This is a genomic window from Sporosarcina soli (assembly GCF_042655805.1).
GTDB lineage: Bacteria > Bacillota > Bacilli > Bacillales_A > Planococcaceae > Sporosarcina > Sporosarcina soli.
In genome coordinates, this window is the sequence record NZ_JBHSNO010000006.1 from 48,482 (window position 1) to 65,338 (window position 16,857).

15 protein-coding genes are annotated in these 16,857 nt (G+C 39.8%); all 15 read right to left on the minus strand.

Going from position 1 to position 16,857, the window contains the following annotated elements:
- Positions 1-24: 24 nt before the first annotated feature.
- The 15 genes from nhaC to ACFPRA_RS12605 all read right to left on the minus strand — a co-directional run bounded on the left by nhaC (position 25) and on the right by ACFPRA_RS12605 (position 16,163).
- Complete coding sequence (nhaC, locus tag ACFPRA_RS12535) at positions 25-1,473, minus strand: Na+/H+ antiporter NhaC (protein ID WP_381435044.1); 1,449 nt, start codon at positions 1,471-1,473, stop codon at positions 25-27.
- Positions 1,474-1,635: 162 nt separating this feature from the next.
- Positions 1,636-2,919 carry a kynureninase gene (gene kynU, locus ACFPRA_RS12540; RefSeq protein WP_381435047.1) on the minus strand — a complete coding sequence of 428 codons (1,284 nt, stop codon included), beginning with the start codon at positions 2,917-2,919 and terminating at the stop codon, positions 1,636-1,638.
- 164 nt (positions 2,920-3,083) lie between these two features.
- Positions 3,084-3,248 carry a hypothetical protein gene (locus tag ACFPRA_RS12545; protein ID WP_381435050.1) on the minus strand — a complete coding sequence of 55 codons (165 nt, stop codon included), beginning with the start codon at positions 3,246-3,248 and terminating at the stop codon, positions 3,084-3,086.
- Between the two features lie 205 nt (positions 3,249-3,453).
- Positions 3,454-4,884, minus strand: coding sequence for an amino acid permease (locus ACFPRA_RS12550; protein WP_381435053.1), 1,431 nt, complete (start codon positions 4,882-4,884; stop codon positions 3,454-3,456).
- A 432-nt stretch (positions 4,885-5,316) separates the two neighbouring features.
- Positions 5,317-5,985, minus strand: coding sequence for a cysteine hydrolase family protein (locus ACFPRA_RS12555; RefSeq protein ID WP_381435056.1), 669 nt, complete (start codon positions 5,983-5,985; stop codon positions 5,317-5,319).
- Positions 5,986-6,024: 39 nt separating this feature from the next.
- A complete protein-coding gene (locus ACFPRA_RS12560) occupies positions 6,025-7,365 on the minus strand; it encodes an MFS transporter (RefSeq protein WP_381435059.1) in 1,341 nt (446 codons plus the stop codon).
- A gap of 1 nt (position 7,366) precedes the next feature.
- Positions 7,367-8,215, minus strand: coding sequence for an alpha/beta hydrolase (locus ACFPRA_RS12565; protein WP_381435062.1), 849 nt, complete (start codon positions 8,213-8,215; stop codon positions 7,367-7,369).
- 242 nt (positions 8,216-8,457) lie between these two features.
- Positions 8,458-8,829 carry a Na-translocating system protein MpsC family protein gene (locus ACFPRA_RS12570; protein ID WP_381435065.1) on the minus strand — a complete coding sequence of 124 codons (372 nt, stop codon included), beginning with the start codon at positions 8,827-8,829 and terminating at the stop codon, positions 8,458-8,460.
- A gap of 48 nt (positions 8,830-8,877) precedes the next feature.
- Entirely contained in the window at positions 8,878-9,624 is a 747-nt protein-coding gene (locus tag ACFPRA_RS12575) for an IclR family transcriptional regulator (protein WP_381435068.1), read from the minus strand.
- 172 nt (positions 9,625-9,796) lie between these two features.
- Positions 9,797-11,284 carry a 4-hydroxyphenylacetate 3-hydroxylase family protein gene (locus tag ACFPRA_RS12580; protein WP_381435071.1) on the minus strand — a complete coding sequence of 496 codons (1,488 nt, stop codon included), beginning with the start codon at positions 11,282-11,284 and terminating at the stop codon, positions 9,797-9,799.
- Positions 11,285-11,306: 22 nt separating this feature from the next.
- Entirely contained in the window at positions 11,307-11,792 is a 486-nt protein-coding gene (locus ACFPRA_RS12585) for a flavin reductase family protein (RefSeq protein WP_381435075.1), read from the minus strand.
- A gap of 589 nt (positions 11,793-12,381) precedes the next feature.
- The gene (locus tag ACFPRA_RS12590; protein WP_381435633.1) at positions 12,382-13,659 is read right to left on the minus strand and encodes a TRAP transporter large permease; all 1,278 of its coding nucleotides are present in this window, start codon (positions 13,657-13,659) and stop codon (positions 12,382-12,384) included.
- Positions 13,659-14,144, minus strand: a complete 486-nt coding sequence (locus ACFPRA_RS12595) for a TRAP transporter small permease (RefSeq protein ID WP_381435077.1) — start codon at positions 14,142-14,144, stop codon at positions 13,659-13,661. Before ACFPRA_RS12595 ends, ACFPRA_RS12590 begins: the two co-directional genes overlap by 1 nt.
- Positions 14,145-14,159: 15 nt before the next feature.
- The gene (locus ACFPRA_RS12600) at positions 14,160-15,167 is read right to left on the minus strand and encodes a TRAP transporter substrate-binding protein (protein ID WP_381435080.1); all 1,008 of its coding nucleotides are present in this window, start codon (positions 15,165-15,167) and stop codon (positions 14,160-14,162) included.
- Positions 15,168-15,416: 249 nt separating this feature from the next.
- Positions 15,417-16,163 (minus strand): IclR family transcriptional regulator, encoded by a 747-nt coding sequence (locus ACFPRA_RS12605; RefSeq protein WP_381435082.1) that lies wholly within the window; start codon positions 16,161-16,163, stop codon positions 15,417-15,419.
- Positions 16,164-16,857 lie beyond the last annotated feature (694 nt).

Consider the following 16,857-nt stretch of genomic DNA (forward strand, 5'->3'; position numbering starts at 1 on the left):
TGTTACATGCCCTTTTCCTTAATTTCAAACGCCAACTTTAACTGTATTTTTAGCGTTCAATGATTCTGTCGTTTCACTACCTGCAATCGTTTCCGGATATATTTTTTTAGTAATTGTAAATCCAGTCAATCCATAAATGATATTAATTAATGGAACCAATAGTAGAAAATAAGCGTACGGAATATACTCCATAGTGGATACACCCAGAACACTTAAAGTGAAAAAAGAGTTTACACTCCAAGGCACAAGATTTATACCAACTGTTCCAACCGCCTCCATACACCTGGATAAATTTTTTGTATCAATTCCCCTTTCTTTATAAATACCCGAGAAAGCCCTACCTGTTAAAATTAACACAAGGAATTGAGAACCGCTTGCCAATGCAATTGTTGTCGCTGAAGTCAATGTCAACATAATCAATGATTTTGTCGTTCGAGCTTTTTCAACAAGAGTTTCCAATAATACTTTAAAAACACTCGTCCCTTCCATTAATCCTCCCAATGAAGTAGCAAGTAAGACCAGACCAACGATATTTAACATAGACAGGATGCCACCTTTATTTAAAAGTGCATCTACTTCTTGAATGCCTGTTTCGGCTGCATAGCCGCTAGTCATTGTTTGCATAATATCAGCCATCGAACTCCCCTGCACAATCATAGCTACTACGCCGCCAAGAAGACCAATCACCATTAGAGAAGGAAGTACTGGATATTTTTTCATCACAAGTAAAATCGCAACAACTGGCATGAGCAATAACAATGGATGAATCACAAACGTGCTGCTTAACACTCCCAAAATCTCGTTAATTTTCTCCATACTAACATTGTTTAAATTGTACTTATATCCAACAAAAAAGAATAGGATTAAAGAAATTACAAATGCCGGAATAGTATCCCACAACATATGCTTGACGTGAGTAAATAAATCTGTTTCTGCTACAGCCGGCGCCACATTCGTTGTGTCCGATAATGGGGAAAGCTTATCGCCAAAATAAGCGCCTGATAAGATTGCTCCAGCTACTAAAGCTGCTGGAAATCCCATCCCTTCCCCAACGACCATAAAAGCTAAACCAATCGTTGAAATCGCAGTGAAAGAACTTCCAGTAGAAATACTTAAAACACCCGTTACAAAAGCAACTGTTGGTATAAAAATGCTTGGATGAATCAACTCCAACGAGTAATAGATTAGAGTTGGGATTGTCCCGCTTAAAACCCAAGTTCCGATGATGATTCCAATCACAAATAAAATGAATAAAGGCAACAAAGCCCTAGAAACACCTTCAGAAATATACTTTTCCAAATCAGCCCACTTATGACCAAGAAGTAAACCGAGTATAGCCGTAGCGATTATTCCGCTTAAGAGAGGCATATACATTCCCGTTTTCCATTGAAGTATGGAAAATACTGCAACTACCATCAAAACGATTAAAGGCAATAAAGCTTGGATAAAATTAGGTTTTCTAACGTTCGACATCATAGCCCTTCCTTTCAAAATAGGATTTCGACTTTATTACACGAAGTATTTCTTCTGCCCAACTTCTAGTAAACTTTTCATGCGAAATAGAAACTCTTTTATATTTAGCAAGCTTTATCCAACGAAACGGATATTGGTTGGTATATGCACAAGGCATTAGTTTTAAGACACAACATTCCGTTCTTTGCTATATTGCTCATATTGCTTCTCTTCAATAATCTTCTTTAATGTTTGAATAGTATCCCAAACTTCAACGTAGGACGTGTAAAATGCGACCGGTGCCAAGCGAATAATATTCGGCGGACGGTTATCCGGTATGATCCCATTATCAATGAGTGCTTTACAAATTCTAATCGCTTCTTTATGTTCCAAACAAATATGACCACTGCGACGTTCATCCTCTTTCGGATTCCCAATCGTAAATCCTAAGCCAGCTAATTCCTGGTTGATCAAATCCATCATATATCGTGTAATATGCAATGACTTTTCACGGATATTTTCAATACTAGCTTCGGCAAACATTTCTAAGGAACCGATGATCGGAGCTAAGCTAAGTACATGCGACGTCCCTATTTGAAATGCGCCTGCGGAACATTCTACATCCAATGTGTGAGACATATCGAATTGTTTGTCTTTTTTCGAGCTGTACCATCCAGCCAAACCTGGACGTGTCCCAAAATGTTTTTTATGAACATAAAGACCCGCCACCGATCCTGGTCCACCGTTCAAATACTTATAATTGCACCATACGGCAAAGTCCACATCCCACTCACTAAAAGAATGAGGGACCGCACCGATTGAATGGCATGCATCGAATCCAATCAAAATCCCTCTCGCATGCGCTTCTGCAGTTAAACGCTGTATGTCTAATAATTGACCACTTCGATACAAAACTGTCGGTAAAAAAATCAAGGCGACTTCGTCAGTCATCGCTGCAATAATGTCATCCTCTTCAATAACTCTTCCATCTTGGCTTTTTACGCGGATCAGATGTTCCGCTGGATCAAGGTCTTGCAATAGAATTTGACTTTGCAATGCGTAAATATCGGACGGAAATGTCAGTTCATCAGCTAAAATCTTCGTACGCTTCCCCACCGGTTTATAAAAGGTGGATACGACTTGATGAATATTCGATGTTGTGGAACCGCTTACAATAACCTCTTCTTTTGACGCACCGACAAGTGGTGCACACATTTCCCCTAATTTTTCGGGTAAGAAAAACCAAGGGTATTTACCTTGTGTCCACCCTCTGATTCCATACCGCTTCCACGAATCCATTAATTCTTCGACGTTTTTTTCTGCGCGTTTTGACATTAGTCCAAGAGAGTTCCCATCAAGATAAGTGATTCCTGGTTGCAGATAAAATTCATCGCGATACTTATTTAATTTATCCTTTCTATCTTCCTGTTGTGCATGTTCTCTACTTAATTCAATTGTTCTTTCCAAACTTCTCACCTCGTCTAATTTTGCTTTTATTCTGAATATAGAGTAATTGTATAATGTTTATGACATAACGTCAATATCTTTTTTGATTGATTAGAAAACAAAATAAAGAAGTGCGGAATTAAAAGTTTTTTAAACTTTTAATTCCGCACTTCTTATGACAATTTTTATACAAGGTCTGATTCTTCCCCTTGTTCCTCACGGTAAAAACAAACTTTACAATTTTTGCATTCATTCCCGCAACCTTTTGAATCATCTTGCGTGTCGTTCAAAAGTTCTCCATCCCGATATTCTATTACAGCCAGACGCTCCAGATCAGTTGGTTTGCTCATCGCCAATCGCTCCTTGATTATTATTTGTTATCTTAATTTATCAAAATCGATTATGCTAAGCTCCCCTGTTTTTTCACGACCTGAAAAAGTTTGAATAATAAATCTACATCTCTCTAAATGATGCAAAAAGACTGCCTAGAAAGTCCATTTCAACAGACTTTCTAAACAGTCATAAGTGATGCTCTATTACTTTTCAGATTTCCGGTTATTTTATAAGATTTGTGCTTTCCTCAGCTTTCAATTCCTTCAAAGGCTGTTTAACGTTCACTTTTTTCCAGATGAAATAAGAGATTGTCAGAATGATAAGCCAAGGAATTCCATATTTCAATGTTTCGTGAAAATCAGGTGAATACCAAGTGGATAAAACGACTAATAATAGCAAAGCCGCGCCTGCCACTGTTAAATAAGGGTAACCAATCATACGAACTGGCAATTTTCGTCCCCCCATTGCATCCCACGTTTTCCGAAACTTCAAATGTGTAATAAAGATCATAAACCAAGTAAACATCGCACCAAAACTAGAAATCGAAATCATGGTAGCAAAAGCTGTTGCTGGTGAAATAATTGTATAAAGTGTTGCGATGGCGATTCCAATCGCAGATGTCGCTAATGCAACCGCGGGAACAGATCGCTTATTTAGCTTACCAAATGCTTTTGGCGCAAATCCTGCACGCGATAATGAAAACATCATTCTTGTAGATACATAAAGCATGCTGTTCATAGCGGAAAGTGCCGCTACAAGAACGACAAAGTTCATCACGCCCGCTGCACCTGGTATACCGACAATTTCCATAACCTTTACAAATGGGCTTTTTTCAATCCCTGCCCCACCCCAAGGAACAATCATCAACATTAACGATAGCGTTAACAAATAAAAAATAACGAGTCGAAGAACAGCGGATTTAAGTGCAATTGGCACTGCTTTTTCAGGGTTTTCAGCTTCTCCGGCACTTACGGCAATCATTTCGATACTTAAGTAACTGAATAACGATATAAAAATTGCAAACCACATGCCTGTAAGCCCATTCGGGAAGAAACCACCGTCATTTGTATAGTTTTGTGGACCGATATTTGCCGCTGGATCTGCACCGACAATTACGAAAACTGCCAATAAAATAAAACCAGTTATTGCGGCGATTTTGATAAACGAAAGCCAATATTCTACGGCTCCAAATAAATTAACACTCGTTGCATTGACAAATATTAAGAGACCAGAGAACAATAGCACCCAAACAAAAGCCGGTACTGTTGGGAACCAATATTTCATATAAATAGCGATCGCTGTCACTTCTGTCCCAACCGCACAAACTAAACAAAACCAATAAGAATATCGAACAGAGAAACCGGCCCATCGACTCACATAACGTTCCGCATAAGCGCCAAACGATCCGGAAGTCGGATGTGCAACTGTCATTTCAGCAAGACATCCCATAAGTAATAACGCGATAAGCGCTCCAATTGCATAGCTTATAATCACACTTGGTCCAGCCGTACTAATAGCGAAACCGCTTCCTAAAAATAAACCGGTTCCAATTGCGCCACCAATCGCAATCATTGTTAACTGTCGCGTCGTTAAACCACGCCTTAGCCCCTTTTCACGATCAATGATTTCTTGAAGCTGTCGATCTGTTGCCATTCCCTTTTCCTCCCCACTGTCAAATTATTTCTTCTGGACATCTTTCGTCCTTTCCGCAGAAATTGAAAACGCTTTCATTTGATTTCAAAATCAAGACTTCCGTCTACTCTATTTTTAACTTTCACCTCTTTCATCCTGTCGCCGCATAATTTTCAGTATATTAGAACTATAACAACTACATGACGTCACGTCAATAACATTTTGTCATTTTGAACAAAAAATAACTGCCTTCTAAATGAACCGAAGACAGTCACTTCTTACCAAGCCTACTTCCCAGCGTTTGTCAATTCTATTGACGGCATCAGTAAAATCACCATTGATGCTATCACTATTACCAATGACTACACTGTTGTGTGAATTTAATCCATACTTTTTTATGAATTTACGCTGTCCAATTTGACTAATATACTCCAGACTTTAGTGTGGGGCCTCCTAATTGTTTATTTTTTCAGTTTCAAAACCTAAAGGAATTGATTCACCTTGAATAAGACTAAGTAACTGCTCATTTTTCATTACTACCCCGAACACTTTATTCATTAACCTAAGACTGGCATCGTGATCCTCTTTTGTTAATGCGGCAACAGCCTCTTCTGCGATAAGCACGTCGTAATCCCTCTGATAAGCATCCCTAACCGATGTTTCCACACAATGTGTTGTTGCTACTCCACATATGAGGAGCGTGTTGATCCCTTTCATTCTTAAAAGTGTATCTAATCTCGTATCAAAGAAGGCGCTAAAACGATGTTTAACGATAATCTCCGCCGGTTTCTGTGCCAATTCCTTAAGCTCATCTACAACCTCGGCTTCCCAAGTGTCTTTAAGACCCGGAGGACCAGCTTTCCAGCGGTGAGTATGTGGGCGAATCCGATGTATTTGTCGAGTGATATCATCTGGATAATGGTTTTGAATCGTCCATATATCCAATATCCCTGTCTCTCTACAGGCATTTACAAGTTCTTTTACTTCGGGAATGATGCCCCTCATCATTGAAGCATCATAGCCGTTTCGCCCAATACTTCCTTGTGGATGGCACCAGCTGTTTTGCATATCAATGACCAGAAGTGCTGTTTCGTTAGGAATTAAGTCATATTTTTCTTTCATTAAAAACTGCCCCTTTCAACATAGGTTTTATTAAGTGAATTATTTAGCAGCATTAACTTTATTAAATGACGGCATGAACAAAATTACGATCGATGCGATGATTGCAATGATTCCAAACAAGTAGAAATTAATTGCATATCCTGCGTTCATCCCCATCAGAATCCCGACTAATAACGGACCAGCAATTGCACCGAATCGACCAATTGCCGTGGCGATGCCTAAAGCGCTAGCTCTATTTTGGTCATTATATTGTCTCATCACATAACTTGCGAGCACAAACGTCGTTCCAGTCGTCCCGAATCCGGCAATTGCGATAAGTATATACAGAACTACCATATTGAATTTGATACTAAGTAGAAGAATGCTGATAGCAGCCAAGAAATAAGTGAAGCTAATGACTTTTTTCGGTTGAAGTCGATCCGCTACCCCACCGGCGATAATCCCGCCCACAACCGCAGACAAGTTAAAAACCAGTAAAAATAGTAAACTTGAATTCATTGGATAACCGGCTTCTTTCATAATTTGTGGCAGCCATGTATTCATACCGTAAATGAGCAAAAATGCTCCAATATAGATGATGCTAAACAAAACCGTAGAAACCAAATATCTTTTGGAAAAAATAGACGTTGACCCGCCGGCTGTTCCTTCGGATTGTTCTTCCTTCACAAACTCGTCCGGTAACTGATATTTTTCAATCAGGCGTTTGGCTTTCTCTTGCTGTTTGGTCGCCTGCAAAAATTTAATGGATTCTGGCAAATACTTGATAAAAAGGGGGATGAATAAAATTGGCGTTGCCCCTAACCAAAAGAGTGATCTCCAACCGAAACTCTCAATAAAAAATACACCGGATAGGGCAGCAGCCACTCCACCGACCGCAAAACCAGAATACATAATGACAAAGAAAAATGAGCGATACTTTGCCGGAGAGTATTCTGTCGTTAAGGCAGAAGCAGATGGAACAATACCACCAATGCCTAATCCCGCCAAAAAACGGTACATCCCGAACAATTCGGGCGTAGGAGCTAACGCAGTCAATACCATCATGATGGACATGAGCGCTATTGAAGCGATGATGATTACTTTTCTTCCCATCTTATCGCATAAAAATCCACCAATCGAAGAGCCCAAAAACATGCCAAGCAGTGCATAGCTTCCCATTGCACCAGCTTGAGTTGCCGTTAGCCCCCAGCCACTTGGATCCATCAAAACTGGTAAAACAACGCCGTATACAACTAAATCATAACCTTCGACAAAAATTGTAAACCAGCAAATAATCATTACTAAAATCGTTACTTTACTGATCGATTTAATCCCAGTTGTATTTGCTTCAGAATTTTTCTTTTCAAGTATTTCAAAAGTCTTATCCACATTCGCCTTCATCTTATACATCGCCTCCAATTTTACTTAATATTTGAATTTGCCTTTTTGAATAATGACCATTTAAAGCTTGTCTAACAGTTCTGTGCAGAAAATCCATAATTTTAGGCGTCAGTACATTATTCGGGTAATCGCTTACCTTCCCTCCTGCAATTTCTGGCAACTGATTAAACCAAAAATGCCCTTTGTCTTCTACTTTAGTCATCTCAACTTCAATGTTCGCCTTTTTCAAAGCTTCATAAAATAATTCGGATTGGGTTGGATTGACAATCGTATCTTTTTCACCCCAAATTAAATAAAAGCTTGTATCAAAAGTTGCTACCGCCATCGCATCTTGAACATAAGCAATCGGGGAGGCTTCATAAAAGGCTCTTTCATTTCCATAGAAAGGAAGTCCTAAGAGGCGTTCGTTCATATTCACATCCCGAACAATAATTGGATTTTTACATTCATAAGCTAAATCATAAAGTCCATAGACACCAATAACTGAACAAATCCGATAACTAAAGGAATGATTGCTTAAGGCAAACAACGAAGATAAATAAGCGCCAGCCGAATCCCCGATCAAGCCGATTTTATTGATATCCAAATCTCTTTTATTGGCATTGAAAACGAGCCAATTCATCGCTTGCTTTAGATCTTCAATTACGCCTGGAAAAGATGCGTAATCAGGCTTGGCAAGTCGATAGTTGACAGCCATTACAAAATAACCTTCTTGCGCAAATTTTTCACCCCAATCTTTATACATTTCTTTTGAACCTGCTTGGAAAGCCCCTCCATGCACCAGTACTAAAATTGGTAAAGATTCTTTGGGCTGTGAAGGTATGTACAAATCTGCTGTTAAATATTCCATTTCAGTTTCACCATAGACGACATTTTTTTCGACGGTAAACAATTCACTTCATCCTTTCATTTTATAAAATGGAAAACAAAAAACCATAGCCGTATAGACCGCTCACAAGGAGCCATCGATAACAGCTATGGTTTGTCTTCTTTTTAAGACCACCCATTGCTATGAATGTTATGAAACACACAGGGGAACTGCGTGCTGTTAAATGAATTATATCGAATTATCAATATATTGCAAGCGCTTTTTTATATTTTTTTAAAAAGAGCCCTGTCCAATAATAAGACAGCAATAGCGGTATTGTCTTCCAAACTCCATGATTCATAGCTCTCGACAATTTTACAACCAAGAAATTGTTCAAATTCCCGATCGCGACGCTCTTTCACCATTTCCATAAATGATCTTCTGGAATCTAAGACTAATTTCCTCCCCTCTGCATTCAACATTAATGTTTTTTCACGCTTTGTTAAAATGCCTCTAAGAATATAAACAATCGTATCTCCCATCATCCGTACTTCCGTTTGCTTCGGACCTTTTCCACCAACACTTTTCAAGAAACTGTTAATCAAATTTAAAAGTTCTAACTCGAATTTCTCAACGTCCTTTATTTTTTCAGTCACGTTTCATTCCCCCGCTGTGATAAAAAATTTTATAATCACCATTTTAGCTTAGACTTCTATATAACCCAGCTCTTTCGAAATCGATTGTGCAGTATTCATGACACTTTGAATCATCGAATCACGATGATTTCCTTGCATATAAGAAGATGGTCCTACTAAATTGACGGCAGCGATAATTTCTCCTGAGTACGAAAGGATTGGAGCTGCAATCCCGTACATTCCGTCTGAGTTTTCACTATCGCTAATCGAATAGCCTTTTTTGCGAATCTCAGCCAATTCTTTTTTCAAACGCTCAATATTGGTAATTGTATTGGGGCCATCATTCGATAGTCCTCTGTTAATTGTCTCTTTTAAATAAATGGTGTTATTCGCCAATAAAACTTTTCCAGAACTTGTTGCATAGGCAGGCTTTCTAGACCCTAAATACGTTTGGATAGGGGTTGCATCGCGTGAAGATACCCGCAACACAAAAACAACCGTCCCTTTATCAAACATGGCAATATGGGCTGTTCCGTTAAAACGAGATATCAGATCCTTTACAAATGGCATTGCTTTGTCATAAACGTCTTGCTGGAACATGACATGATTATTCCATTCCAGTAGTCTCCAACCTAGACGGTATTTTTTCCGACTATCTTTCATCAATACGCCTTCATTGCAAAGCGTACTGACGATATGATGGGTTGTGCTGACATGCATATCAAGCCGGTCGGCAATTTCTCCTACACCAAGGGCCGGATCATCACTTGAAAAACAACTAATAATTTGGCAGGCTTTTTTTATGGAAGCAATCATCGCAGCCCCTCCTTAACAACATTTTTTTTCTTATTCATTCACCTTAAAATAAAAAAAGAATTTTCACAATATGAAAATTTCATAATGTGAAAAAACCCTCTACAAAAGAGGTTACACAAAAAACCAAACGCAAGTGAGTGTTCTTCACATGCGTTTGGTTTAAGAAAATATATTAGTTTAAAACTTTGTCTTTCGACAGCTCAAGTGAATCATTTAATGCTTTTTCTACCAGTGGGTAAACTGGGTTATTCCGTTTATGAACATTGTAGAACATCCCCAGTTTACGTACCGGGTCTCCTGAGTAGTATCGCTCGTACTGAACAAGACGTTGTCCGAATGCCTCACCGCAAAGATCCCATGCAAGTTTGAAAAGACGTACACGGTATTCGGAAGAAATGCCTTCACGGCCGCCATAATGCTTATCCATTATTTCTTTTAGTTCAGGATGCTCAAAGTCTGCCCCTGTTGGCATCATGAGCAGTCCTCCAGCCCCGATTGTTTGAAGAATCTCTACTGCCTTCGGATAGAGCGTTGGCAGAATACCTCGAACAACTTCTAATGGTACAATATTTGGCCGCGCTTCCCCTAGCGGCGTAAGTTCAAATTCAGCTTCTGCCGTGCGAACGAGCGCACGGATCGTTTCAACGCCTTGAATGAGTTCTGATAGCTGAGTTTGAACATTTAAGAACCCGTCCACACCAATTGCATCTGCAACTGCGCACGTCACTTCCGTAACAAACCCAATCTTTGTCAGACCGCGTACGGCAGATTGATGAGACGGCTGCAAGTTGATGCCTGTTTTCGGATACAGTAAATTTCCTGCCTCTACGTTTTGGTTAATGAAAACACGATCCCACGGCACCAATACATCTTCAAACACAAGCAAAGCATCCATTTCTTCAAATCTCGAAGCAAGCGGGTGATCCCAAGTAGAACGCTCTCCGTTTTGTGTTTCTTCACGACATAGGATTTTGATGCCAGGCGTTTCAATCGGAAGCGCAAATGAAATTGCATACTTTTCATCGCCCGGCTTAAAGCCCGGATAAGAATAAACAAGCACTTCGTCCGTAACCGGCGCAAGCGTTGCAAGCATTTTAGAACCGCGAACGATCAATCCTTCTTCTGTTTCCTTAACAACTCCTAAGTGCATATCCTCACGCGCTTGCTGAGCAGATGATCTGCTTCGGTCGTTTTGCGGGTTGACGATCGCATGTGTTAAAAATAGGTCGTTGTCGCGTATATATTTATAGTAATTAATGATGTTATCTCCAAAGCGATCCTCGCCGTATTCTCTGAAGAACCAGTCGTTTGAAGCCATTGCCGTCACAACTGTTCCAAGGAAGTCAGGCGTTCTGCCCATTAAGCCGAACGTTGCTTCTGCCCATACTTCAAAAAGACGTCTGCGCGCTTGCAAATCTGCTCCATTTTGAGGATTCAAATACGCATTGTTGACACGCTCCCCTGTTTCTTCACTAATATGCGTAATTTGATCTTGAAACTCCGGATCATGTTGTAAATCAAATAATCTTGCCATTTCATTAATCGGTTGGCGAAAAATCGGCTCATCGTATAAATTCGTAATCTTTCTTCCCCCGATCCAAACATCTGGCTGCCGTGACTTAACTGCGTTAATATAATCTGCTCCTGTACGAATACCCATTGAAAAATCCCCCTTATGATTATTAATTAGCTACTACGCTATTTTTTTCGTTTTTCAAAAACTTTCCTCTAAAGAACATCAAACTATCTGCTTCACTATCGTAAGCGAAGTCTTTAACCTCTCCAACGAATAGCACATGGTCCCCACCGTCATATTCAGCCCAAGGTGCACATTCAATTGTTGCGAGTACATTTTTCAACCTTGGACCACTCGGCGAATCCTGATCCCACTCAATGACAAGATCTGGATTCGGACGCCCTGCAAACTGCCATGCAACCGCTTCCTGCGCAGAGGATAAAATATTAATGACAAATGAACGATTTTGTAACGCTTTGCAAGAGTTCGTATTTTTAATAATGGATACAAGGGCAAGTGCAGGATCCAGTGACACGGATGTAAACGAATTCACAGTTACACCACAGTTCTTTCCCTCGTCATCTTTCCATGTGATCACCGTAACACCGGTTGCGAATTGGCCAAAACAATTCCTTAATTCTTTACTATCCATTTTCCTCTTTCCTCCTTTTTGAAATACTATTTCAGCGTGACCTTCGCCTCCAATCAATTACGCCTCGGCGTAATTGCGTCCGGATTTTGAATTGCGAATCGAACAGCGAAGGGTTCGATTTGCCGTATTTCTGCGTTTTTTGCGGAAATTAAGGCACTTAGATAAACGCAATTGATTCCTTTCAAAATCCGTGACATCCGCCGGAGGCTTGGGCTAACAGGATGTTGGTCACTCAGGCGTTGCCAATCAAACAGCGGAGGGTTTGATTGGCCGTATTTCTGCGTTTTTTGCAGAAATTAAGGCACGTTCATCCAGGACGCGGCGACCTTAGCCTGAGTTCCTCTATTCAGCTCGGGTTTGAACCTCCACTGAATGGAATGATTTCTAGCATTCCTCCCGCAAATCATAGAAGTGGGGGAGTTCTGCTGAAGCAAGTTAAAGGACTTCTTCTGAAGTAACTTAAATATAAATTATCTGCATAAACCGCTCAACGAGTATCTTTCACGATGTCGAATTTTCTAAATATTTTCTATTCTATTTTCGTAAATAAAAACCCAGTCTCATTTTGATAGAAACTGGGCCTTACACATTAATTTTTCATGAGATTTGGAATCCACATCACAGCGTCTTCCCAATAAGTGAGGATGAGCAATATGACAATCGCCATTGCTAAAAACGGCATAATCGCGACTACCAATCGTTCAAATTTCACTTTTGCTATCGAAGATACAATAAACAATCCGGTTCCTACTGGTGGCGTCAATAATCCAATAGTTAAGTTAATGCAAATGATAACACCGAAATGAACAGGATCAATCTGATACGTCGCGAGTAGCGGCATCATGACCGGCACTAAAATGATCAACGCTGCAATTCCATCCAATACTGTTCCTACTAATAATAAGAACAAGTTTACTAGCAGCAAAAAGACCAATGGATTTTCGGATAAACTAAGCATAGATTCTGCCACAAGTTGTGGAATTTGTTCGTATGCAATGACAAATCCAAAAAGATTTGCCGTGACAATTAAATAGGAAATAATAGCTGTATTGATGACGGTATTGACAAGGATTTCTGGAATGCTTGACAGCTTTAATTCACGGTAAACAAAGCCAATGATAAAGGCAATGACACACGCAATAGCTGCAGATTCAGTAGGTGTAAAAATACCACCTAAAATACCGTAAATAATTGTAAATGGGATAAGCATTGCGGGAATCACTTGTAGAAACGTTCTGAAGACATCTCTCAGACTTGCTCTATCGCTTTTAGGAAACTGGTGTTTATAATTCATATATCCAATTACAATGATGAAACCGATGCCCATTAAAATCCCAGGTATAATACCCGCCATAAACAGATCCGCAATAGAAGCACCTGTAAGAGTTCCATAAATAATGAACAACATACTTGGCGGAATAATAGGGGCAACGATGGAGGATGCAAGCGTAATGGCCGCTGAAAAATCACGTGGATATCCTTCTTTCTCCATCTCCGGTACCATTACTTTACTCATCATAGCTGCCTGTGCATTGGCCGATCCTAAAATAGAAGCTAAAAACATATTCGCAATGACTGTGACATATGCTAATCCTCCGCGGTAATGTCCAATTAGCACTTTTGCAAATGCGACAAGCCGTTTTGTGATCCCGCCACCATTCATTAATTCCCCAGCTAGCATAAACAATGGAACAGCCAATAATCCGAAGTTATCTAAACCAGAAAACATTTTCTGCGGCGCTGAACTCATTAACGTCGTTAAGTCGCCAAGAAGTAAATAAGTAAGTGACGTCATAGCAAGTACTAGTGAAATAGGAATACCTAGCAGTAAAAATACGATGAACAGTGCAATAACGATAAGTAACATCATAATCTTTCACCGCCTTGCAACGGTTTCTTAAACAACCCAATTAAGTGACTTAATAGATGGATGAAAGCAAACGTTAGGCCGACCGGAACGGAAAGGTATGGGATCCACATTGGAATTCGCATCGATGTGGAGATTTGATGTTGAACAGAAAAGACCCATTGATAACTCAAGCCTATTAAAAGTGCCATGAATACTAGAATGATAGTGTAGGAAATAATCTCTAGTATTCTTTTTCCCTGATCTGAAAATCGGTCTACTAAAAAAGTAACGGAAGCTTGCGACTTATATTTGAGTCCCAAGCTCCCTCCGATGAACGTCAACCAGGCCATCAAGAATATACTTGCTTCGCTCGCCCAATAAATAGGGGCATTAAAAAAATATCTGAACACAACTGCCGATGCGATAATAATCGTCATTGCAGCAACTAAAATTGCTGCAACGACTTTTTCAAATTTTTCAATCCAAGTGCTCAAGATGTGCATAAAATGACTTCCCCCCTACTTACGGAATGTTTCTATAAACTTCTCGATCAATGGATCTTTTGCTTTGTATGTTTCATCAAACTCTTCTTTATACGATGTGAATAATGCTTCATCCATATCATATAGCTCCATACCTCTATCCCTTAACGTCTTGATATATTCCTCTTCCATTTCAGCACGTTTCATTGTCCCGTATTCGGACGCCGCGGCCATCGCTTCTCGAATAATAGCTTGATCTTCTTCGGGCATAGCGTCGAATTTCTTACCGCTCGCGATCATGACAGAAGGCCAAACCATATGATTCGTCATCGCACCGTAACCTGTCACTTCATTAAAGTTTGAAGTAACTGCGGCATCTAAATCCATCTCCATCCCGTCAATGACCCCTGTTTGAGCAGCTTGGTAAACGTCCGGTAAAGAAATCGATTCAGGGTTTGCCCCTAAAGAACGATACCAATCTTGTAAAGCCGGACTCGGTGTTACACGTAACGTTAATCCTTTAATTTCTTCAGGCGTGTTAATTTTCTCACGGAACATCATTGTCCGATGTCCGGAAAAGAAATAATCCATCGCGCGAAGCCCCTGGTCATCCAATGTAGCTAAGAGTTCTTTAGCAATTTCTGAATCTTTCGCTTCGAATGCCTCCTCATAGGAATCGAATAGAAATGGCGCAAACCAAGCACTAAATGCATCGGATCTTGAGGTTAAATAAGCGGTTGTAATGAAACCGAAGTCGATGGAACCTGTTTCAAGCTGTTGCACCATATCCGGCTCACCCCCTAATTGTCCTCCAGGGTAAAGCTCCACTTTCATGCGGCCTTCGGATCGCTCGTCCAACTCTTCCGCAAATTTCTTTGCCGTTTCGTTCCAAATATGGTCAGGCGGCGCAATATGTGCAAGTTTAAAATTATACGTTCCGTCTCCCGTACTTCCTTCTGCAGTTTGGTCTTCCCCACCACTACAAGCAGCCAACATAAGCATCAGAACCAAGATAACCGCAACGAACATATTTTTCTGTTTCATCATCCAATCCCCCATTCTCTCTTTTCTTTGCTTTTTTGACATTCAAAATTAATGTAAGCGTTGCCAACTAATTGAATGAGTATAATTATTCATCCAGTTAAAGTGTCTTCAGACCCCCTTTTTCCCAGTTTCAACCATCATAATGAAGCATGACTTATTTTACACCGTAAAGATTTAACATTGTGAAATTTCAGCTAACTATTTTCGGATTTCAATAATTTTTACTGCAAAGTAGGAATCTAAGAGGACTTAAACTTCAATGTATCCTAATTCTTGAGAGATTGACTGAGCAGTTTTTAAAACACTTTGAATCATCGTCGTACGGTTGCAACTCTGCATATATGAAATGGGTCCAACTAGATTGACTGCCGCAATCGTTTTCCCTGAATAAGAAAGAATGGGGGCCGCAATTGCGTATGTGCTCGTTGAATTTTCATTATTGCTGATTGAGTAACCAATCTTTCGAACCTGTGCCAATTCCTCTTTCAATTTGACAATATCAGTGATCGTATTAGGAGCTTGTTTTGCCAATCCTCTGCTAATCGTTTCTTTTAGATAAGAAGTGTTATATGCAAGTAATATTTTACCTACACTCGTTGCATATGCAGGCTTCCTAGATCCAATGTACGTGTGAACCGGCGAAGATGCTTGGGAAGACATCTTGAGTACAAAGACTACTTCCCCTTTATCAAACATGGCGATATGTGCTGTTCCTTCAAAGCGCTGCGTCAATTCTCTAACAAGCGGAATGGCCTTATCGTATATATCTTGCTGAAACATCACATTGTTATTCCATTCGAGCACTTTCCAACCAAGACGATATTTTCTATTGGGATCTTTCATTAAAACCCCTTCTTTGCAAAGCGTATTTAGTAAATGATGCGTTGTACTTGGGCTCATTTCAAGCCTTTCAGCAATTTCTGCATTCCCCAACACTGGATCATCACTTGAAAAACAACTAATAATTTGACACGCTTTTTTAACAGAAGCAATCACAACAAATCCACCCCTTCTCCCCTTTTTTGTAACCGCATTCATTAATGAGACTTAAAGAAAATCAATCACGCCTCGGCGTGATTGCGTCCAGATTTTGAATTGAGCAAAGCTCAATTAACTCCTTTCAAAATCTGTGACATCCGCCGGAGGCTTAACTTGAATCAGCAGGGAGTTTGGACTCCCTCCGATTGAAACGCTTTCTGGCATTCATCCCGCCACTTATGGAAGTGGGGGACTTCTGCTGAATCAAGTTAAATGTTCTTTTGTCGTTAGCATCTCTCCTACTCGTGCATTCCCCCCACATTTAATTTAACATCCTGAAATTACTGAATACTCACTCTAGTATAGTTGAGGAAATTATTGAAGACAAATCTAATCTTTCATAATGTGAAATTTTTTCGATTTAACTATAAAAAATAGCAGGATCACCCTAAAATTGCTCTCATAAAAAGAGCACACGATGATTATAACCATATATCTAGCCTTACATCTCTCTACCATTTATACAATTTTTTAATCCTGGTTCAATCTCTTTATATCTTTAAAATCCCGTTCATCATCTTCAGATGAGACAACTGGCGCTCCCGCTTGTTTTCTTCAATCTTTATTTCACTTCACTTGCATTTAAGTTTTTCCAAACGCAAAAACACCTTCGAAGTTTGTAACTTTTACAAGTGTACTCTTTCGAAGATGT